18 protein-coding genes are annotated in these 20,146 nt (G+C 43.4%); 16 read left to right on the forward strand and 2 right to left on the reverse strand.

Annotation, left to right across the window (positions count from 1 at the left end; all coding sequences use genetic code 11):
• The first annotated feature begins 10 nt into the window (after window positions 1-10).
• Window positions 11-745, forward strand: a complete 735-nt coding sequence (locus Q4519_RS08515) for an OmpA family protein (protein ID WP_303511580.1) — start codon at window positions 11-13, stop codon at window positions 743-745.
• Between the two features lie 1,130 nt (window positions 746-1,875).
• Here the strand turns inward: Q4519_RS08515 and Q4519_RS08520 are convergent.
• Both Q4519_RS08520 and hemL read right to left on the reverse strand, forming a co-directional pair.
• Window positions 1,876-4,317, reverse strand: a complete 2,442-nt coding sequence (locus Q4519_RS08520) for a glycoside hydrolase family 2 protein (protein WP_303511582.1) — start codon at window positions 4,315-4,317, stop codon at window positions 1,876-1,878.
• Window positions 4,318-4,571: 254 nt separating this feature from the next.
• Window positions 4,572-5,852, reverse strand: coding sequence for a glutamate-1-semialdehyde 2,1-aminomutase (gene hemL, locus Q4519_RS08525; protein WP_303511583.1), 1,281 nt, complete (start codon window positions 5,850-5,852; stop codon window positions 4,572-4,574).
• A gap of 278 nt (window positions 5,853-6,130) precedes the next feature.
• On the opposite strand from hemL, the gene Q4519_RS08530 reads away from it, so the two are divergent.
• The 15 genes from Q4519_RS08530 to Q4519_RS08600 all read left to right on the forward strand — a co-directional run bounded on the left by Q4519_RS08530 (window position 6,131) and on the right by Q4519_RS08600 (window position 20,046).
• Complete coding sequence (locus Q4519_RS08530; RefSeq protein ID WP_303511584.1) at window positions 6,131-7,000, forward strand: DUF6776 family protein; 870 nt, start codon at window positions 6,131-6,133, stop codon at window positions 6,998-7,000.
• A 108-nt stretch (window positions 7,001-7,108) separates the two neighbouring features.
• A complete protein-coding gene (gene erpA / locus Q4519_RS08535) occupies window positions 7,109-7,459 on the forward strand; it encodes an iron-sulfur cluster insertion protein ErpA (RefSeq protein WP_232804087.1) in 351 nt (116 codons plus the stop codon).
• Between the two features lie 391 nt (window positions 7,460-7,850).
• Complete coding sequence (locus Q4519_RS08540) at window positions 7,851-8,951, forward strand: efflux RND transporter periplasmic adaptor subunit (protein ID WP_232804086.1); 1,101 nt, start codon at window positions 7,851-7,853, stop codon at window positions 8,949-8,951.
• Window positions 8,944-12,090, forward strand: coding sequence for an efflux RND transporter permease subunit (locus tag Q4519_RS08545; RefSeq protein ID WP_303511587.1), 3,147 nt, complete (start codon window positions 8,944-8,946; stop codon window positions 12,088-12,090). Before Q4519_RS08540 ends, Q4519_RS08545 begins: the two co-directional genes overlap by 8 nt.
• Window positions 12,091-12,233: 143 nt before the next feature.
• A complete protein-coding gene (locus Q4519_RS08550) occupies window positions 12,234-12,854 on the forward strand; it encodes a trimeric intracellular cation channel family protein (protein ID WP_232804084.1) in 621 nt (206 codons plus the stop codon).
• 8 nt (window positions 12,855-12,862) lie between these two features.
• Entirely contained in the window at window positions 12,863-13,366 is a 504-nt protein-coding gene (locus Q4519_RS08555) for a nuclear transport factor 2 family protein (RefSeq protein ID WP_303511589.1), read from the forward strand.
• Between the two features lie 129 nt (window positions 13,367-13,495).
• Window positions 13,496-14,866 carry a peptidoglycan DD-metalloendopeptidase family protein gene (locus tag Q4519_RS08560; RefSeq protein ID WP_303511591.1) on the forward strand — a complete coding sequence of 457 codons (1,371 nt, stop codon included), beginning with the start codon at window positions 13,496-13,498 and terminating at the stop codon, window positions 14,864-14,866.
• Between the two features lie 143 nt (window positions 14,867-15,009).
• Window positions 15,010-15,678 (forward strand): hypothetical protein, encoded by a 669-nt coding sequence (locus tag Q4519_RS08565; RefSeq protein WP_232804081.1) that lies wholly within the window; start codon window positions 15,010-15,012, stop codon window positions 15,676-15,678.
• 297 nt (window positions 15,679-15,975) lie between these two features.
• Window positions 15,976-16,326: a RidA family protein gene (locus tag Q4519_RS08570; protein ID WP_232804080.1), complete on the forward strand. Its 351-nt coding sequence runs from the start codon at window positions 15,976-15,978 to the stop codon at window positions 16,324-16,326.
• Window positions 16,327-16,462: 136 nt separating this feature from the next.
• Complete coding sequence (locus tag Q4519_RS08575; protein WP_233054117.1) at window positions 16,463-16,702, forward strand: YdcH family protein; 240 nt, start codon at window positions 16,463-16,465, stop codon at window positions 16,700-16,702.
• A 189-nt stretch (window positions 16,703-16,891) separates the two neighbouring features.
• Entirely contained in the window at window positions 16,892-17,686 is a 795-nt protein-coding gene (locus Q4519_RS08580) for a nuclease-related domain-containing protein (protein ID WP_303511596.1), read from the forward strand.
• 311 nt (window positions 17,687-17,997) lie between these two features.
• A complete protein-coding gene (locus Q4519_RS08585) occupies window positions 17,998-18,567 on the forward strand; it encodes a DUF4304 domain-containing protein (RefSeq protein ID WP_233054115.1) in 570 nt (189 codons plus the stop codon).
• Between the two features lie 98 nt (window positions 18,568-18,665).
• On the forward strand, window positions 18,666-19,043 hold the full coding sequence (locus Q4519_RS08590) for a hypothetical protein (protein ID WP_233054114.1): 378 nt from the start codon (window positions 18,666-18,668) through the stop codon (window positions 19,041-19,043).
• A gap of 440 nt (window positions 19,044-19,483) precedes the next feature.
• Window positions 19,484-19,624 carry a hypothetical protein gene (locus Q4519_RS08595; RefSeq protein WP_303511600.1) on the forward strand — a complete coding sequence of 47 codons (141 nt, stop codon included), beginning with the start codon at window positions 19,484-19,486 and terminating at the stop codon, window positions 19,622-19,624.
• 101 nt (window positions 19,625-19,725) lie between these two features.
• The gene (locus tag Q4519_RS08600) at window positions 19,726-20,046 is read left to right on the forward strand and encodes a hypothetical protein (RefSeq protein WP_303511602.1); all 321 of its coding nucleotides are present in this window, start codon (window positions 19,726-19,728) and stop codon (window positions 20,044-20,046) included.
• Window positions 20,047-20,146 lie beyond the last annotated feature (100 nt).

Below are 20,146 nucleotides of genomic sequence, written 5' to 3' on the forward strand. Positions count from 1 at the left end.
AGGAACAGCAATGAATAAAAAAATACTTTTAGCCTCAGCGGTAAGCGCAGCGCTATTAACTTCTGGCTGTGCGACTAACGAAGAGCATAGCCCTAACAGCGAAGCTGCTCATCCAGCAATTTGTGCCATTGTTGGTGGTGGTCTTGGTGCTCTAGTTGCTGCCGGTGCTGATGCATCTGGTGCAATGGGGGCGGCATCAGTAATGACAGCCGCTATTGCTGCGGGATTATGTTATGACCCGGATACTGATCTTGACGGCGTGCCAAATAGTAAAGATGAATGTCCTGACACGCCTGCTGGCGATGTTGTTGACGAAGTTGGTTGCTCGGTGAAAGTTGAAGAAGAAGTAATGGAAGAAGTTGCTTTCTTCGTTCCTTCACAGTGTAAGAATTACGTACAAGCTGTTGATGGCCGCGTTGTTGGTTTTACCCCGTTAAAATTTGCATTTGATAATTACGAATTAAGTCGTGGTATGAAACACCACATGAGCTGTGTAGCCGATGCGATTAGCCAAAATGGCTTGAACGTTGAACTACAAGGTAACACTGATAGCTCAGGTACCGAGCGTTACAACATGTGGTTAGGTGGCAAGCGTGCAGAAGCTGCGTACAACTACATGACTTCTGTTGGTACTGACGCGTCAGCGTTAAGCACTAAGAGCTTAGGTGAAAGTAACCCAGCTTCAAGCAACGATACATCAGAAGGTATGGCGGATAACCGTCGTGTTGATTTTGTTATGAAATAATAGTCACCTTCATTAGTAAAAACCGCCAGATGGCGGTTTTTTTATGCCTAAAATATTATTTGAAGCGACTAGCTTCAAGTTAGGGAATTATAAGCGCGCTTTCATCACTAAAAACGACATTCTGCTGCGCTCGGCTTGTACAGAACTAAGATAATATGGCAAAGCAAAATAGTATTTTTAGTAGTGCTCTACATATTGTGATATTGGTTGAACTTATGTCTCTATGCCGTTTACGAACGATTATCTCTTCACAATATATGGCGGCCTATTTTTACTCGCTGTTTAAACTAGCCCTTGTTCCCCTGAGCCTTGTAATTACTAAATAACCTGAGTACTTCTGGATAAGCAAGACAGCTATTTCTTGCAAAAACACGGTAAATAGACCCAAGCAAGACCTAGAGAATAACGGTGAACTTTGTTTCTTGAGATTGTTCGGGTATACATCTCTTTACGCTTTACGCTTTACGCTTGCATCCCTGAACATGAAATTTCGCAGTAAAATTACTGTATCCGCTCGTAATTGGCTTAAGCAAAACTGAGGCTAAATACAGTTTTCTTGAAGCCATCCCTAGTGCTAATAAATAATCATTCACTACCATCTTGACGACTTAATTGAGAAGTCTCGTGCCAAAATTGAATTATTTTATGATTGAGCATTGTCATGATAGCGCTATCTTTTTTGTTTTCATTTTTAATTTAAACAATGCCTTACATTTTTTATTGGCGTTTTTGACGTGAATTTTTAACGTTTTTGACGTTTATTTTCGGTTGCTTAACGTAATTTACGCAAAGTTTTGTGGTTTTTTTAGGCAGAAATTTGTTATCTTTGCCATGCAGTCTTTTGAAGCGTTATTTTATTAGCTGTTGTGAATTTAGTGGTTGTAAGATGATTGCACCTCATCTTACATAAATTACCCACAGCAAGGATCGCAGTGGTAGCCCTACCAAGGGTAGATAAACGTGGATATTTACAAAGAGCCATTTCCTTTCCTTTGTAATGGTTTGTTAGTAGGGAGCTAGTTTAGCTCCCTTTTTTTTGCTCTGAAATTTGGCTAGACAGCCTAGTTGGTAGTGGCTTATCAGGCGTATTCCTCGCCTGTTACTATTTAATCACGGCAGATAAGCATGCTTTAGTAGGTGTCGCGCAGGTGGGTACAGGATAGAGAGGCCACTATCTCTGCTCGACTGAGCGCTTGTTCTGATTGAAAAAATATCTCTTTTGGCTGGTTGGGCAATAGGGTTAGGCTATTATCACTGAACTTTCCAGGTAATGCTGAGCTTAACTGCACAAAGAAAGCAGGGGAATCTGCTGTTAGCGTTAGGATAAAGCCATTGTCCATCTCACTCACGCACCATTCTACCTTGGCTTGCTCAAGCTCGCAGGCTTTCCACGGTACATTAATATAATCATTTTCAAGTACAATTTGGTGATTACTTGCCTCTGTTAATTTAACGTGCCAAAAATGTTGATTGTCTTCTTCATTTGGTAGCGAGTGAATAACCACACTTTGATCTTTTGGGCTGACAACGTCTAACTCAACTGTTTCTATTACGTCACCTGCAAAGTTGTATTTAACCAGTTCTCCATGGTATTTGGTATCGCTATCAAGATCGCTTATCAGCATCACATTCAACAGTTTCCCTTGTGGCACAAAGGTAACAAGGTTTGGTGCAAAAAAGCGTTTAGCGTGATAATGCAACTGCTTCCATTGGCCGGTATATTCAATACTGGACCAAGATGCTACCGGCCAAACATCATTAAGTTGCCAGTATAATATGCCCATACAAACAGGCTTGGTTGAACGCCAATATTCAGATGCTGTTTTAATAGCTAACGCTTGCTGCACTTGGCTTAAGTAGAGGAAATTCTCAAATCCTTGCGGGAATCGAAACAGGCGGGTAAACATTTCAATAATTTTAGAGTTGCCACCATTGTTGCGTTGGTGCCACTCCATCACTGGTGAAGTAATGTTCCATTGCGACTCTTCAGCATAGGTTTTTACCGTGCTAATTGAAGGAAATGACTGGTAACCAAACTCTGAACAGAATCGAGGGTTTACCTCACGATAAGCAGAGAACGATTTACCACTGTGCCATACGTCCCAAAAATGCATGTCACCCTTATTATCATCGTGCCATGCATCACCAAAATCTAACTCACCATTACAAGGGGAGCTGGGCCAAAAACGACGGCTCGGATCAAGCAGCTCGACCTTATGATCTAACGCTCGGTTTAATCGATCGTAGTTGACTGTATATTTCTGGCGGTTTTCTCGTGATTCGGGATACCAGCCAATTGAACCTATGACCTCGTTATCACCGCACCATAAAGCAATACAGCTATGGTGTTGAAGGCGCTTGAGTTGGTGGTTTAGTTCTCCCTCAACATCGGCAATAAATTCAGGTGTTGATGGATACTGGGCACACGCAAACATTAAATCTTGCCAAACCAATAAACCTTTTTGGTCGCACAGTTGATAAAAGGTATCAGATTCATAAATACCGCCACCCCAGACCCGGAGCATGTTCATATTAGCGGCGACGGCATCACTTAGTAATTGATCAACCTTTTCCACAGTGGCCTTACTAGGCATTGCATCAGCTGGGATCCAGTTGGCTCCCTTGCAAACAATATTTCGTCCATTCACTCTAAATAGCATACTTGAGCCTATTTCATCGGGCTCAGTTATCAGCTCTAATTCTCGTAAGCCAATTTGTTGCTGGATAATTTGATTAGCAACGGTGACAGTTAAATCATAAAGGGGCTGTTCGCCGTACCCTGCAGGCCACCAACGTTGCGGATCAGTAATAACAACATCGAACTTTATCGTGTGTAATCCTTCGTTTACCGTTACCGTTTTCTCAACCTGTTGCTCGCCTAATTGCAAAATAAACGTATGCGTGTCTTCACGATAAGCAAAATACTCAACATCAATGGATAATTGGCAACTATCTTCAGTGAAAACTTGCGTGTTCTCAACATAGCGCAAACTGATATTGTCGATGGGTTTAATCAGTGGTTTTTCGTATAAGCCTGCAACCAATAAACAAATGCCCCAGTCCCAACCGGCATGACACTGGGCTTTACGCACTGTGTTCATGTGTGGAACTTGATTATTACCCACAGCCCAAGGCACTGGAAAAGGAAGTTTTTCAGCTCGCTCTGCTGCGATGTTAGCAACAGGGTGGAACAAGATCTCTATTTCATTTTCACCTAAGGTAACCACAGGCTTGATATTGATAATATGACGTTGGAACTGATTACTGGCTTGATAAATTACTTGTTGATTTATCGACACAGTGGCAATGGTATCGAGGGACTCAAGCCATAATTCGAGAGCAGCTTGGTTAAGCTCTGATTCCGAGATAAAAAACGAACGTTTAATTTGCCAAGGTGTCTGTGCCACCCATTGCACTTGGCTCTCATTTTTACTGACATATGGATCTGGGATCTCGTTAGCTAGCAACAAAGCACTATGTATATCGCCTGGAATGCCTATGTCACATGAAATGTTACGTGAAGAGTCGGAAGATAAGCACCAAGTGCCTGCAAGAGTGATGTTACGTTTCATTCAGCCAGCCTTTCTAAATTACTGATTCATGATATGAACATATCAGAATTGATGGTTTATTCTGGATTCAGTGTCATATTTTCACTGTTGTAATGCAAATTAATGAAAACAAGGGTAATGATAGGGGTTTACCCTCAGTTTTAAGTGGTATTTGTTTTAGCTGTAAAACGTCGCGTTAGGAGGGGAGTGTATCGCGTGTTAAGGAATCGCTAAATTGCCCCACAATTAAGCAGGGCAACAAAGCTTAGTTTGCGTTACAGTGCTTTAAAGCAGTGTGCTGCAGCAGCGATGGTTTTGTCTAAATCTTCTTGGCTATGGGCTAACGATAAAAATCCGGCCTCATAAGCGGAAGGGGCAAGGTAAACCCCTTGTTCTAACATTAAATGGTAGAACGTCTTAAAGCGCTCGATATCACATTGCGTGACTTGCTCATAACGGGTGATTTTTTCCTTGGCAGTGAAGAAAAAGCCAAACATACCGCCAACGTAATTAATTGCTAATGGAATGCCTGCTTCATCTGCAGCTTGTTTAAGCCCTTTGGCTAAGTATTCTGTTTTTTCACTTAAACGCTGATACACACCTGGTTCACACAAAGCATTTAATGCCGCTAAACCTGCACTCATTGCTACAGGGTTACCCGATAACGTACCCGCTTGGTAAACAGGGCCCGTTGGCGCGATGTGATCCATTACCACTTTTTTGCCGCCAAAAGCGCCAACTGGCATACCGCCACCGATTACTTTGCCAAGTGTTGTCAGATCAGGGACAACATTATAATGGGCTTGTGCGCCGCCAAGGGCAACGCGAAAGCCAGTCATTACTTCATCAATGATCAGTAAGGCGCCCGTGTTGTCACAGATAGCACGCAGGCCAGATAAAAAGTCAGCATTCGGTGGAATACAGTTCATATTGCCAGCAACAGGCTCAACAATAATACAGGCAATCTCGTCGCCGTATTGGTCGAATAATGCTTCAACAGAAGCGAGGTCGTTAAAGCTAGCGGTTAAAGTATGCTTGGCAAAGTCAGCAGGAATGCCCGGCGAACTTGGTTGGCCCAAGGTTAATGCGCCAGAGCCTGCTTTAACTAATAATGAATCAGCATGGCCATGGTAACAGCCTTCAAATTTCACGATTTTATCGCGACCTGTGTAGCCACGAGCTAGACGAATAGCACTCATAGTCGCTTCGGTACCAGAGCTTACCATGCGCACTTGTTCCATCGATGGTACCAGTTGGCGTACTTTTTCGGCCATTTCAACTTCGATCGCGGTTGGCGCGCCAAAACTTAACCCGTTTTCTACTGCTGCGAGCACAGCCTGTTTAATACGGTCATCATTATGGCCAAGTACCATCGGTCCCCAAGAGCCAACGTAATCTATGTAGTCTTTTCCATCTACATCATATATATAGGCACCATTGGCTTTATCGATAAACAAAGGAGAGCCACCAACACCGTTAAATGCACGTACAGGTGAATTTACGCCGCCCGGGATGACCGTTTTTGCTTGTTCAAATAATTGAGATGACTGGCTCATGTTAGTCCTTGTGACTTCTTCAGAAAATGGTGGGCAATATATCAAAAAAACAAGTTACCTTGCACTGCCGTTGACAATTTATACCATTTCGCAGAGATAAATTTTACAGCGCAAAAAACGGGCTTTTGGTACCATGCTCACGTAATTGGACAAAAAACAAGCGTAAAGGGCTCGTTGGACATTTTATATATAAGCACCTTGAAGTCGTTCGGGTATAAATAAGTGCCATAGACCGAAGAAAATTATAAAAGCACTATAAAATTAAAGAGGTTATCAGCTTGAAAAAGTTAATTCGTTATACTTGGTGGGTGATGTTAGTTGGACTAGGACTCAGTGTTGGCTTCTTAACAGGACAAAAAGGCTATCAAGACACCACCGCCATTATTGAACCTCTACAGTTGAATATCGCGGCGCTCAATGAAAAAAACAATGAGCTTTCTAGTCAGTTAGCGGTCAAAAATACTGCGTTGGAAACTGAGCAAGTCGCATTAGCTGCTATTACACAAAATCTAACGCAAAGCCAAAATGAAATTTTTGAATTGCGTAAAGAGCTGGCTTTTTACCAAAAGGTACTATCGCCTGAACTGATGGTGGGGGGGGTGGCAATTGATTCATTGAACTTCTACGCCAATGAAAACCAAGTGTTACGCTATCGTTTGGTCTTAGTGCAATTGGCTAAAGAAAGAGGCGTGATTAAAGGCTCTTCGACGTTTGAAATCAATGGTGTTAATCAACAACAAGAAACCGTGACATTGCCTTTGGCGGAACTATCCCTTAATAAAACGGCTGATATTCCGTTAGACTTTACTTACTTTCAAGTGATTGAGGGAGAAATCCAGCTACCTGAAGGCATGACAGTGGCAAATGTAAAGCTCACCATTAATCTAGACAGTGATAACAGAGGCAAAGCACAATCTTGGTCAGCTGATTATCTGTGGTCTGAAGTGTATGTGCCACTTCCGGATCCTGTCGTGCTCCCTACAGCTGATTTAACGGTGGCCACGATGCCAGAAGTTACCGCTGAACCGAGTATTAGCCCAAGTATGGAATCCAGTACAGAGCCGAGCGGCAAGCCAACCAATGCGCCAAAGGCTGAAGTAAGCGCAGAGCCACAAAAAGACGCAATGACTACAACCGATCCGACTTAGTGATGGAATGATTTTTTGGACATTTTATTAGCGGCTGTCGATGAATACTTGAACTGTTTACTCAGGTATTAGATAATCGAAGTCAGATAGTGAGCTCAGAGGTTACAGATGTCGACAGATGTTGAAACAGCATTACCCATATATTTTAGTGATGCCGCAGCAAAAAAGGTCAAAGTACTGGCTGCAGAAGAAGAAAACCCAAATTTAAATTTGCGTGTTTATGTAACTGGCGGTGGTTGTTCAGGATTCTCTTATGGCTTTACCTTTGATGAAAAGGTGAACGAAGGTGATACCGTTGTCAGTAACGATGGCGTTTCTATGGTAGTAGATTCTATGAGTTTACAGTACCTAGTGGGCGGTACCGTTGATTACACTGAAGGTTTAGAGGGATCGCGCTTTTTAGTCGACAACCCTAATGCTTCGTCAACTTGTGGTTGTGGTTCAAGCTTCAGTATCTAACCAATCATAACGCTGTTACAAACCACCTTCCTAGGTGGTTTTTTTATGCCTGTAATTTTGTATTGGCATAGCCAAGCTTTTTCCCGCTTTATTTTTCCGCTTTATATTGTGCAAGTTTTACTTTTTTTATTAGATTCCTTTGATTTTAATTTGCTGAGTTGTATTATTCTATTTCATTGTTTTAGCTAGTTATGAGTTCATCAGCCAGTGCTTAATTTATGTTATTCACACTTTCGGTCAGATTGGCAGCCAGCGAATGCAATACCCTATGAAACAGCACAGGGTTAGCCCGCAAAATGTTAAGCACTCACTTTGTGCTTTTGTTTGATGGTTAACACATACAACGGATTAAGCGTGATGAAACGTCACTTATCAGTTTTAAGGAGAAACCATGCTTGGCTTTGCTGCTTTTTCAAATTGGCTTGCAACCAGACCCTATATTATTGCGTTAGTATTAACCTTGCTACTATTTGGCTGGATGTGGTCCGGTCATGCTGCTCAAGAAGAGGCAAAGCACCCAGCCAAAGCCGAGGAAGCTGAAGTGGTCTTACCTAAGGTTCGTATCGCTCGCTTTGTGTCGCAAGATGTGGTGAAAGATTTAACGCTATACGGTCGCAGCGAACCAAACCGACAAGCGATGCTGAGTGCCGAAGTCAGTGGTAAGGTAGTTGAAGTTTTTGCAAAACGTGGTGCATTAGTTAAGCAAGGCGAGCCTATTGTACGTCTTGAAATAAATGATCGAAAAGAGCAGTTAGCACGTGCTAAAGCATTACTTAAGCAACGGGAAATAGAATATAACGGTGCTAAAAAACTGAATGTGCAGGGTTTTCAGGGAAAAGCTCGATTAGCCGAAGCGGAAGCGGCATTGGTTGATGCGCGCGTTTCGGTTACGAGTTTAACCTTGCAAATTGAAAAAACAACAATCAAAGCGCCCTTTACCGGAATTTTAAATACGCGTCTTGTGGAAGTAGGGGACTTTTTAGGTATTGGCGACCCCATTGCCGAAGTATCCGATATTGACCCTATTATTGTGGTTGGTGATGTCACTGAAAAGGATATTTCTCGAATTCATCTCGGCCAAGAAGCATACAGCCGCTTAGTTAATTACGATAATGTAGCGGGTAAAATTAGTTATATTTCGTCAGTTTCTAACCCTGCCACTAACACTTTTCGCATTGAAGTGGCCATTGATAATCCAGACTTAACTTATCTTGCCGGTTTAAGTGCTGAGCTGAGTATTCCACTTGAGAAAGCGTCCGGTATTAAAGTGACGCCAGCGGTGTTAGCTTTAAATGATCATGGCGATCTCGGGGTTAAAACAGTGGTCGATGAACACGTTGTATTTACCCCCATTAAAATTATCAAAGCAGAGCCTGATGGTGTTTGGTTATCCGGCTTCTCTGGTCCAGTAGATGTCATTACCGTTGGCCAAGGTTTTGTCAATCCAGGTGATAAAGTCATCGCTGTAACGGCGGAGGCTGAACGTGGTTAATATGATAGATGCGGCCCTGAGCCGCGCACGCACAGTGGTAATGATGCTGCTGTTGCTGCTGATAGCAGGCTCAGTCACTTACAACAACATTCCTAAAGAGTCTAACCCTGATATTCAAATTCCCTTTCTCTATGTCTCAGTGCATCACGAAGGGATTTCCCCTGAAGATGCGGAACGTTTACTGTTACGCCCCTTAGAGCAAGAGCTTAAAGGTATTGAGGGGATCAAAGAAATGACCTCAATCGCTTTAGCTAGCCATGGCTCTGTCACCATGGAATTTAATGTTGGTATCGACGTAAAAGAAGCATTAGCTGATGTTAGGGAAAAAGTAAGTTTAGCCAAAGCCAAGTTACCGGATGGCACAGATGAGCCAACGATTCATGAAGTAACGTTTGCCAGTATGAATCCGGCGTTGACTGTGCTTATTTCGGGCTCGGCGCCAGAGCGTGCGCTAGTGGGACTTAGCCGGGACTTACAAGATAAAATTGAAAGCATGCGTGAAGTGCTAGAGGTTAAATTACAAGGCGATCGTGAAGACATGATGGAAATTATTGTCGATCCCTTGTTACTTGAAAGTTACAACCTAGACACCAGTGATATTTATCAACTTATTTCACGTAATAACCAAATTGTTGCCGCGGGAGACATGGATAACGGGCAGGGGCGCTTTCCGATAAAAGTCCCTTCTGTTTTTAGCAACCTACAAGATATTTACAGATTGCCCATAAAAGTGGATGGCGATACCGTGGTCACCTTTGCTGATGTGGCCAGTATTCGTCGTACCTTTAAAGATCCTGAATCTTTTGCCCGAGTGAATGGCAAAACCACCTTAGCATTAGAAGTGGTTAAACGCCCTGGTGAAAACATGATTTCCACTGTAGAAAAGGTGCGAGCCTTAGTCGCAGAAGAAAGCAAGCAGTGGCCATCGAATATTAAGGCTGACTTTGCTGGCGACCAATCCAAAGACGTGAAAAACATGCTTGGCGAGCTGCAAGCCAATGTCAGCTCCGCGATTATCTTGGTGGTCATTGTCATTGTCGCTATTTTAGGTGTACGCAGTGCTGCGTTAGTTGGGATATCAATTCCGGGATCGTTTTTAACTGGTATTTTAATCCTCGCCATTTTTGGTATGACCATTAACATCGTAGTGATGTTTTCCTTGATCATGGCAGTTGGCATGCTGGTGGACGGGGCCATCGTTGTGACAGAATACGCCGATCGTGAAATGTCGGAAGGCATTCCCAAGCAGCAAGCCTATCGTTTAGCCGCCAAGCGCATGGCATGGCCCATCACCGCATCTACCGCAACCACCCTTGCTGCCTTTGCTCCGTTGCTATTTTGGCCGGGGATCATGGGCGAGTTCATGAAGTATTTACCGCTTACCTTGATCTGCACGCTATTAGCGTCATTGCTAATGGCACTGGTGTTTGTTCCTGCACTTGGCGGTATTTTTGGTAAAGCACGTCCGGTATCAGAGAAAAATAAGCAAGCGTTACTGCAGGCCGAAACGGGTGATATTTTAACCCTACCGGGATTTACTGGGGTGTATGTTCGCCTACTTAATCGCGCGATAAAATACCCCTTTATGGCCCTAGTCACGGCCTTGGTGACAGCGGTCATTGTTATTTTCCTTTATGGCAATTCTCAATTAGGAGTAACGTTTTTCCCTGATATGGAGCCTCCCGGTTTTAACATCAAGGTTCGCTCGTATGGCGATCTTTCCGTCTATGAAAAAGATACCTTAATGGCTGAAGTAGAAGGCAGAATTCTCGGTATTGAGGACATCGACACCTTAGTGGTTAAAACGGGCAGTGGCGGTAATAACGAAGATGATCTTATCGGAACTATTCGAGTTAATTTACTGGATTGGCAACAGCGACGACCGGCTGATGAAGTCATCGCCGACATTCAGCAGCGCACTGACAATCTTGCTGGTATCACCATGGTGATAAAAAAAGATGAAGGCGGTCCACCATCAGAAAAAGATGTTTCTATTGAAATTAACTCGCGTTTTGCCGAGCTATTAGAGCCTGCCTCTAAGCTGATGCGTGAAAAAATGGTCAACTCGGGTTACTTCGTTAATATCGAAGATAACGGCGATAAACCCGGCATTGAATTTCAGCTAAACGTCAACCGAGCCGATGCCGCACGCTATGGCGCAGATGCAGCGTTAGTCGGCAGCTCTGTACAATTTATTACCTCAGGCTTGAAGCTCGGCGAGTATCGCCCTGATGATGTTGACGATGAGTTGGATATTCGAGTACGTTTTCCTGAGGACAAGCGCAGCCTTGCTCGCCTTGATGAACTCAGAATAAAAACGCCGCAAGGACAAGTTCCGATTACTAACTTTGTAGAATTAAGCCCGGCTCATAAACAGGCGACAATCCATAAAGTGGATGGTAAAAAATCGATCACTATAGGTGCCGATTTAGCCGGAGATTATCAGCTACATGATATTGTCCCTGCGATAGAAGCCGAGCTGGCAAAAATGGACATCGATCCGAGGTTAAGCATTAAAATACGTGGTCAAAATGAGGATGAAGCGGAGTCATCGGCGTTTTTGAGTCAGGCATTTGTTGTTGCTCTATTTGTTATGGCGATTATTTTGGTCACTCAGTTTAATTCTTTTTACCAAGCTGGCCTGATTTTAAGTGCGGTATTGTTCTCAACGGTGGGGGTGTTTTTTGCCCTTTATATCACGCAAAAACCTTTTGGCATTGTCATGTCGGGGATAGGCGTGATTGCCTTGGCTGGGATCGTGGTTAACAACAATATTGTATTGATCGACACTTTCAACTTTCTGCGTGCCAAGGGCATGAACATTAGAGAAGCTATTTTGCGCACTGGAGCGCAGCGTTTACGGCCTGTAATGATGACCACAGTGACAACCGTATTGGGGTTACTGCCAATGGTGTTAGAAACGAATGTTGATATTGTTAATCGAGTCGTGGAGTTTGGCGCGCCAAGTACCCAAATGTGGTCACAGCTGGCGACAGCCATTGCTGGTGGCTTAGCATTTGCAACCATACTTACGTTAGTGCTTACTCCTTGTTTATTGAAATTGGGCGCGAATGTGTCAAGTTTTTTTCATCGCCGTAAAACCAATAGGGTTGAGGCTAATTTGGTGAGTGAAAGCTAACTGGCAAGCACGAGCCACTAAGGTTTAACTGGTGGCGTTTGCAAAGCGATGCTGAGGCATCGCTTTTTTTTCGTGAAAAGATAATATTTTGTGAATGCTTAGGGTAAAATCGCGCCAATTTCCTACTAAAACACCACAAAGCCATGTTAGCCCAATTTGTATATTTTTCAGATTTACTCGGTTCTATCGTTTTTGCTATTTCCGGCGTACTGGTCGCAGGAAGGCTGAAAATGGATCCCATTGGCGTAGTTGTCCTTGCCTCTGTAACCGCTATTGGTGGCGGTACTATTCGCGATATGGCCATTGGCGCGACCCCAGTATTTTGGATCAATGATACTATCTACCTATACGTGATTTTTGCCACGGCTTTTATTAGTATGCTAACAGCCCGTAAGGCACATCGCCTGCCAAGCTTTTTATTGCCAGTACTTGATGCCTTCGGTTTAGCCCTGTTTACCGTGATTGGCGCTGAAAAAGCCCTATCTTATGAACTGCCGGCTGTTGTTGCTGTTGTTATGGGCGTGATCACCGGTGTGGCGGGCGGCATGATCCGCGATGTATTAGCGGGGCAAATACCGTTTGTATTACAAAAAGAAATTTACGCCACGGCGTCCATTTTAGGGGGAGTACTTTACACTGTTAGCTTATACCTAGGATTGGATGATGGCTGGGCACTGGGCATCGCAATGGCTGGTACCTTAAGCCTTCGCTTGGCAGCACTGCGGTGGCATTTATCTCTACCTGTATTTAACTTACGCCGCTAAGCAAAAAGATGAAAATATTAATACGCAGCCTGAAACGTTACGGTTATTATTCATTACTTGCCTACCTAATGCTGACGTTCAGGGTACAGGCGAATGAGTCGGACAAATTAACCCGAGAGCAATTGGCACAGCATTATATGCAGCTGTTGCTGGCGGGCGACTACCAACACATCGCTCAGTATCTCAATGATAACTCAACATTAGAAGATCGCACTGCGAGTAAAACCTATAAAGGTAAATCAAATATTCTTGAGTTCTGGCAATTAAGTACTCAAGGCATGACGAGCTACCATTTTGAACAGCAACGCTTCTATGTTGCTAAAAAATTGGCGGTGTTTATTGGCGTGTACCATTATCAAGGTGAAGGCAGTTTATACGGTTTTCCAGGTCAGCAGATTGAATTTAGCATCCCGGCGGTGACAGTTCTCACTATCGATGTTGATGAGCAACGAGTCACCTTGCACCAAGATTTTTTCGATTACGCCAGTTTAGCACCTAAAATCCAGCTGTGATTTATAAAACTGAGAGCTGAAACGGACGCCTTACGTAGCTAATCAAGCCATCAATAGATAAAATCGTAGCGCCTTATCTGGAATAAATTTGGTATAACTCTGGTTTTAGTCTGATTTAGTGTGGTTTAAATGTCATTTAGTGCCTTTTTTAAGAAAAAACATCTACTTCTTAGTTTGTCTTTATTTGCATTGCTGTTTTTAATTCTGCGCATACCAGTGCAAAGTGCCAGTGTAGAAAACGTTGCCATGGCCTCAACCACGACCAGTGTGTTATCCCATCAAGATTTAAATGAGTTGCTTGAGCCCGGCGAGCAAAAATATGTCATAGGTGAGAAGTACCCGCTTCCTTTGGTGCTAGAGCCAGACACGGTAAAAAAAGCAAATCCAACTATCTCTACGACTAAATCGCCCTCTACGGATCTGCTTACAGAGACCATCACCGTGGAGCAAGGTGATAGTTTAGCCGTTATTTTTCAGCGCGCAGGCTTAAGCGCCAAAACATTGTTTCGTATTGATAATCTAGGTGGTGACGCACACAAACTACGTCGCATTCACCCCGGTGAAAAAATAGAGTTCACTCTTACTTCTGAGGGGAAATTTCACCGCTTACGTTACCCTTATAACAGCACTGAAACCTTAGTGGTTAATAAAGAGACTAAAGGCTTTAGTGCTAGTATTGAAACCTTAACCCTCGAAGCGCGCACCGAATTTATCCGCGCCGACATTGTCTCTAGCTTCTGGAACGCAGGCATGAACAGTGGCCTTGAAGTAGGGGTTATTATGGATCTTGCTAATATTTTTGGCTGGGATGTAGACTTTGCCTTGGATATTAGACAGGGAGATAGCTTTGCAGTGCTTTATGAGCGTCTTTACCATGAAGGTGAGTTTGTAAAAACAGGCAAAATACTTGCGGCTGAATTTATTAACCAAGGTGAGGTGTTTCAAGCCGTGCGCAGTGAAGATGGCAGTTTTTACACCCCTGACGGTAAAGCTATGCGCAAAGCTTTTTTACGTGCGCCAGTAAACTTTAAATACATTAGTTCTAGCTTTAACCCGAAACGTCGCCACCCAGTTACAGGTAAAATTCGCGCCCATCGCGGCATTGATTACGCTGCCCGTACTGGTACTCCAGTTGTATCAGCAGGTGACGGCAAGGTAATCACCTCTGGTTACAACAAATTTAATGGTAACTATGTGGTGATCAAGCATAGCTCAAGCTACATCACTAAATACCTGCATTTAAATAAGCGTTTTGTTAAGCAAAACCAGCGCGTTAAACAAGGTGATAAAATTGGCACTGTCGGTGCAACAGGGCGGGTTACCGGGGCGCATTTACATTATGAATTTTTGGTTAACGGTGTACACACTAACCCCAAAACGGTGAAACTCCCGCAAGCTGAATCATTATCAGGCCAAGCCAGAGATGAGTTTATCGCTTATTCAACGCCTTACATCTCGGCATTGAACACGCAAAACCGCCTAATGCTCGCCAATAACTAAGTCTTCTGTATCCGTTTTATGGCGGTTAAACTGCCATGAAACGCCTTTCTAGTTAACCTATAAATATCCCTCGCTTGCGTAAAATTTTCCCGCTATAATCCGCCGCCGGCAATTGGCTGGTCACTTTCTTGGAGCAACACATCTTGGGTAAACTGATACTCAAACCTCGCCGTTACCTGCACTTGGTATGGCTCGCTTTATTGCTAAACGCCTGCGCCGCCCCACTGCTGTTAATGACCCCTCAAGGTCAGTTAATGTGGGCACTAATGAAACCGTTAGTAGGGTTAGACCCTAATGACGTTAACTTGTTAGAGCAACCCCTGATTAAAAACCGGATGGAGCCATTACTGGGCGAGCACTACCAGACCGCGGTAAGCCTGCTTAAAACGGCTGACGAAATTCAGCAGCAAGGGCCGCTGTATTATGTAATTTCTAACCATACTCCCGTTCCAGAGTTAGCGGAAAAAGCGGGTTTGGTATGGAATGCTGACACCAACCAAATGGCAGTGATGTTGCTAACAGGTGGCTCACCGCAAGTGTTTGCCGAGCAATTGCTCAATCAGCAGATGGAAGAAATTGTGCCGATATGGCCAACAGAATTATTGCAATACACCGATCCAAAAATACTGCAGCAAAAGGCCGCAGAGCAGTTAATTAAGCGTCAGCAAGATGCCGAAGCCGAATTAATTAAACAGGCACAAGCACAAATTCATGCGGGAGGGAAATTAGTTACCGAGCAAGTTTTGCCGCTAGAATTTAACGAGCTACCCTTAGAAGAGCTACTTGAGGCGCAAAGTGCAATGCCAGAGTAACAGGCCCATTTTCTAGACGCCTTAATTAATCTCCAGTCTGGTTAAGGGTATTACCAATGGATATCGTATGAATGGGTAGCAAAACGTGGTTTTCAGGGATGAAAACGCGGATCGTATAGAGATATATTCACCGCGTTTTTAAGGATTATTCATACGACATGACTTATCCAAAGCTCATGTTAATTAACAAATAGGCGGCGTCACTCGCGACTTATTCCACGTTTAGTTTGATGAAAACTCAAGCAAAACTGATTATCATAGTGGCCAATAATCAAGCTTCTAATATTAGGAATGAAAATGGATATTCAACGTATTAACCCAGATGTGCGCTGGTCCGACGTGACTGTATTTAACGGCATTGCCCATTTTGTTGAAGTGCCAGAAGGTGACTTATCGGCAGGTATTTCCGCACAAGTGCAACAAGTGCTGGCGCAAGCCGAAGAAAGGCTAGCGAGTATTAATAGCGACAAAACCCGCATACTATCAGTAACTATTTACATTACGGATTTTGCTAACCTAGCAGCGTTAAATGAAATTTGGGACGCTTGGTTTCCAGCTGGCACCGCGCCAAGTCGTGCCTGCGTTAAAGCCGAACTGGCCGACCCTAACTATTTAGTCGAAATGGCGTTTGTGGCTGCCGCCAAATAGCCGAACGTAGCGTGAAAACCTCTTTTAATCTGTGCCATAACCAGTATGAAAAAGTCAGTAAAACTATCTACACTTAAAACTACGTGTTAACGGTTTATGTGCTACCAACTGCTTATCGTCAATAAAAGAGGTGTATATGTTAGGTGAAAATCATTCACTCCGAGCTGAATTTCCAGAACATTTGTCAACCATTAGTGATTTGATTGCCAGCGATGAAAACTTTGCTGAGCAGGTCAAAAAGTACGACTCCCTTGATAAAGAAATTCGAGTGCTCGAACTTAATGGCGCCCCCATTGGTGACCAAGCCATGAACCAACTTAAACTGGATCGTGCCGAGCTGAAAGATTGGCTGTTTCTGCAGCTAAACAAAGCCTAATAAACCACATGAGAGCCAGAGTGGCTCTCTTTTTTTATCGTAAAGGGTCGCAGGGATCTGTCTCTATCCCCTTAGTGTTTTTACCCTTACAACGACGCTTTTATTACAAACATGTTATTCATTTAGACAGCAGGTTTAAACAAAGCTGAAGCTCGTTGAGTTAAATGAAATGGAGCTTAAGGAGCGCTGATGACCCCGAACCCTGTCGACTTAATGACGTTAGTCGTATATCAAGTTTGGTATGTGTTGCCCGTCCTCATTTTTATCTTAGTGCTAAAAAGCCGCTGGTTTAAAGGCCGGTTGGGGGAGTTTATTGTTAACCGCATGTTAGCCACTTTGCCCAAAGCCCATTACACCCTCGTTAAGGATGTAACATTAGCGACGGTCGATGGCAGCACGCAAATTGATCATATATTAGTTTCGTCATTTGGTGTGTTTGTTATTGAAACTAAAAACATCACAGGTTGGATCTTTGGCTCAGCCAAGCAGCGCCAGTGGACTCAGCAAATTTATCGCCACAAAAATCAGTTTCAAAACCCACTACATCAAAACTACAAACACCTTAAAACTTTGCAAGCCATACTCAATCTGCCTGATCATGCTATCCACTCGCTGGTGATTTTTATTGGCAATAGTCAATTTAAAACCCCGATGCCAGCTAACGTTACCTATGCTCGCGGCGGTTTACGTTATATAAAATCTTTTTCCGATAGAGTTCTTACACAAGCTCAAGTAAGGGATATTGTCGCGTTAATTAGCACTCATCAACTTAGCAAAGGGCTTAAAACCAATCACGTCCACAACCAGCATGTTAATAGCCTCAAAGCAAAACCTCAGGTGAGTAAGCCGTCTGTTACTAACCAGCCATGTCCTAAGTGTGGCTCGCCGATGTTGATCAGAAAGGCCAAGCGCGGCAACCAAATAGGTAATCAGTTTTGGGGTTGTAGCCAGTTTCCAACATGTCGCAGTACCTTAAAGTATTAAGCCTAAGTTAGCGCTGTGGTTTACTTGGTACTTGTATCTCTCTTTGTATGGAAATAGACCCGTTTAGCGCTAATGGCGTGCTTACACCTTTATATTTAGTGTTGGTTTGTTGTTCATGCCAGATGTTTTTGCCGTATAACATTATTCGCCGCCGTTTTGTCGGAAAATAACATGGCTTAAATCAAACACCTTGTAATGTGTTGTTTACAATATAAAAAATCAATGGGATTATTCAGGCCATGTTATAGACGCCGTTTTGGGGTGTTTAACCCCCCATTTTGGGATCTAAGAAGCTGTTATGTGAATAAGTCATGAAAGAGTTACTCAAAGAAATTACACCAACGATAAGAAATCTTGGTTTTAAAGGCTCAGGCCAAAACTATTATTTGATTGATGAAGACGTTGTTATGGTGGTTAACTTCCAGAAAAGCTCTGGGGGAAATAGGTTCTATATAAATCTAGGCGTAGAGCCGCTTTGCCTTATCCAAGACCAAGAACCTAAAAAAGTAAAAGAGTACCAGTGCTCATTTCGGAAAAGAGTTTCACCTCCTGAAGACCTGTTAGGTTGGCCATATGAACTATCAAGCCAAGAGGTTGACGAAATTAATGATAAATTGATATCTGGCTTTAATAATTATTTAACTCCTTTAAGCAAAATACGTATGGCTATAGCAGAGGCTGAGCCGAATAAGCTTTTAGGTAATGATAATTCCAATATTTATGGGGGCGAGCATGCCCTAACTTATTTAAAGCTAGCTATGCTTGCCTATGAATACGCGCAAGAGACAAAGGCTCAAAAATACGCTCAATTAGGGTTAAACATATGCAAGCCACAAGCAGAAAGTTTATTGGCATCATTAAAAAAACTAGCAAGCACATAACAAGTTTAGGCAAAGGACTGGCAAATCTGTCACTTAAATTGCTTACGCAATTACGTGCCAGCTTCACCAGCCCATGCTAAAGGCGTTAACTGCAAAGAATGAAAACTTACTCAGAAAGAACCAGAAGGCCACCAGATTTTATTGTCGAATATCGGTTTCTAACCCATGACGAAGGCGGTAGAGAATCGCCACCACATCAACATACTAGATGGGATTTCCTTTATGCAGGTGATGACCCAAAGGTAGATGGTATCAATATGATCTGGCCTGAATTCATTTCTGAGGCAGGAGAAGTCCTACCTGAAGGAGAAGTTTCATCATCAGGTAAGGCTCTTATGTTTATACTAGTTGATGAAAGGCGTGAGTATCATTCCAGTAGAATAGCCGTCGGAACCATGGGTTACTTTACTGAAGGAAGTAAGAAGGTTGCTGAGTGTAAGGTAACTGATATTGTAGGTTTACTCGAAAGCAGTTAACAAATAGTAGCTGCATTTGGCCCGCTTTTTACCGCTGTCGCGGCAGGCCATCGACTCACTATCGTTCGCGGCAGTACAACGACGTTAGGTGGCGCAAAGCTTCTGTTTTTGGCTGGTCGCCACAACAGAGTTTGGTGCTGGTACGCGTGCCAACTCTTAGAATTTCGCTAGCCGGTAGAGTATCGTTAGCTAGAAATAGGGCGCACAAGGTTGAGCGTTTTCAGGTCAAAATTGCAAGGTAATCATAGTGGCACTTCTTCGTGCTGATCCTTTCTGAATTTTGCCACTACTGGCTTCCCGCATGGGTGTTGCTAAGTCTGCCAACCTAACCAGTCCGCCCAAGCGACAGCATGAGCTGTCATAATTTTTGTAAAACAACAAAAATTCCGCCAGCTGCACGCTGCGCATGGCGGAAGCGTTAACCCTCATAAGGAGAAACCATGAGCGAATCAATTTATCAAACCCCGAATTCGAGCCAAGCGAGCTACAATTCAATTGAGCGACCACGAGTGAGTAAGCGATTTATTCACGTAGATTGGTACTATGCGCGTGTTGATTTACACGCGAGAGTATATAACTGAAGAGCCGGATGCGGTAATTCCGCACGTCCGGATCTGTGTGGGGTCGGCCCAGTAATGGGTCGCTCTACCACGATTTGAAGCGTTAGAAGCCAAAATTACAAATGATCGAGATTGAAAAAGAAGATTTTAGGTTCTGCGCCAAGCCGTATGACTGGAAGCTGGGAATAGCCGTCGAAATCGAAATATACAAAGGTTCGCAGAAAGTTGGTGGAGTCCGCTTGTTAAGTGCAGAGCACGAAGAAGAGTTCGAGAAAATTAAGGGGCTGCCGCTAGAAGACTTGCTTAAGGGGGCGTTGGATGGTTTTGTTTCAAATAAGACTAAAACCAGCACTGATAAAGTTCTTGAATGGCAGAGGCAAATTAAAGAAATGGATCATAATTATGTTTCACCTATTTATGCTAACTTGGCGTCCTACTTCTAACAAGTTTGTCCATCCGACGTTTTGGTCTCAGCTCCTTTTTGTGCTGGCCTACGGCCATTTTCGCACAAAAATCCACTACAACAAAAACGCGGCTGACAAA

It is taken from the genome of Motilimonas sp. 1_MG-2023 (assembly GCF_030547455.1).
Classification (GTDB): Bacteria; Pseudomonadota; Gammaproteobacteria; order Enterobacterales; family CBDFNC01; genus Motilimonas.

Coding starts and splice junctions, on each gene's coding strand:
- Q4519_RS08515 (WP_303511580.1), top strand. CDS start 11: ATGAATAAAAAAATACTTTTAGCCTCAGCGGTAAGCGCAGCGCTATTA.
- Q4519_RS08520 (WP_303511582.1), bottom strand. CDS start 4,317: ATGAAACGTAACATCACTCTTGCAGGCACTTGGTGCTTATCTTCCGAC.
- hemL (WP_303511583.1), bottom strand. CDS start 5,852: ATGAGCCAGTCATCTCAATTATTTGAACAAGCAAAAACGGTCATCCCG.
- erpA (WP_232804087.1), top strand. CDS start 7,109: ATGTCGACAGATGTTGAAACAGCATTACCCATATATTTTAGTGATGCC.
- Q4519_RS08540 (WP_232804086.1), top strand. CDS start 7,851: ATGCTTGGCTTTGCTGCTTTTTCAAATTGGCTTGCAACCAGACCCTAT.
- Q4519_RS08550 (WP_232804084.1), top strand. CDS start 12,234: ATGTTAGCCCAATTTGTATATTTTTCAGATTTACTCGGTTCTATCGTT.
- Q4519_RS08555 (WP_303511589.1), top strand. CDS start 12,863: ATGAAAATATTAATACGCAGCCTGAAACGTTACGGTTATTATTCATTA.
- Q4519_RS08560 (WP_303511591.1), top strand. CDS start 13,496: ATGTCATTTAGTGCCTTTTTTAAGAAAAAACATCTACTTCTTAGTTTG.
- Q4519_RS08570 (WP_232804080.1), top strand. CDS start 15,976: ATGGATATTCAACGTATTAACCCAGATGTGCGCTGGTCCGACGTGACT.
- Q4519_RS08575 (WP_233054117.1), top strand. CDS start 16,463: ATGTTAGGTGAAAATCATTCACTCCGAGCTGAATTTCCAGAACATTTG.
- Q4519_RS08580 (WP_303511596.1), top strand. CDS start 16,892: ATGACCCCGAACCCTGTCGACTTAATGACGTTAGTCGTATATCAAGTT.
- Q4519_RS08585 (WP_233054115.1), top strand. CDS start 17,998: ATGAAAGAGTTACTCAAAGAAATTACACCAACGATAAGAAATCTTGGT.
- Q4519_RS08590 (WP_233054114.1), top strand. CDS start 18,666: ATGAAAACTTACTCAGAAAGAACCAGAAGGCCACCAGATTTTATTGTC.
- Q4519_RS08595 (WP_303511600.1), top strand. CDS start 19,484: ATGAGCGAATCAATTTATCAAACCCCGAATTCGAGCCAAGCGAGCTAC.
- Q4519_RS08600 (WP_303511602.1), top strand. CDS start 19,726: ATGATCGAGATTGAAAAAGAAGATTTTAGGTTCTGCGCCAAGCCGTAT.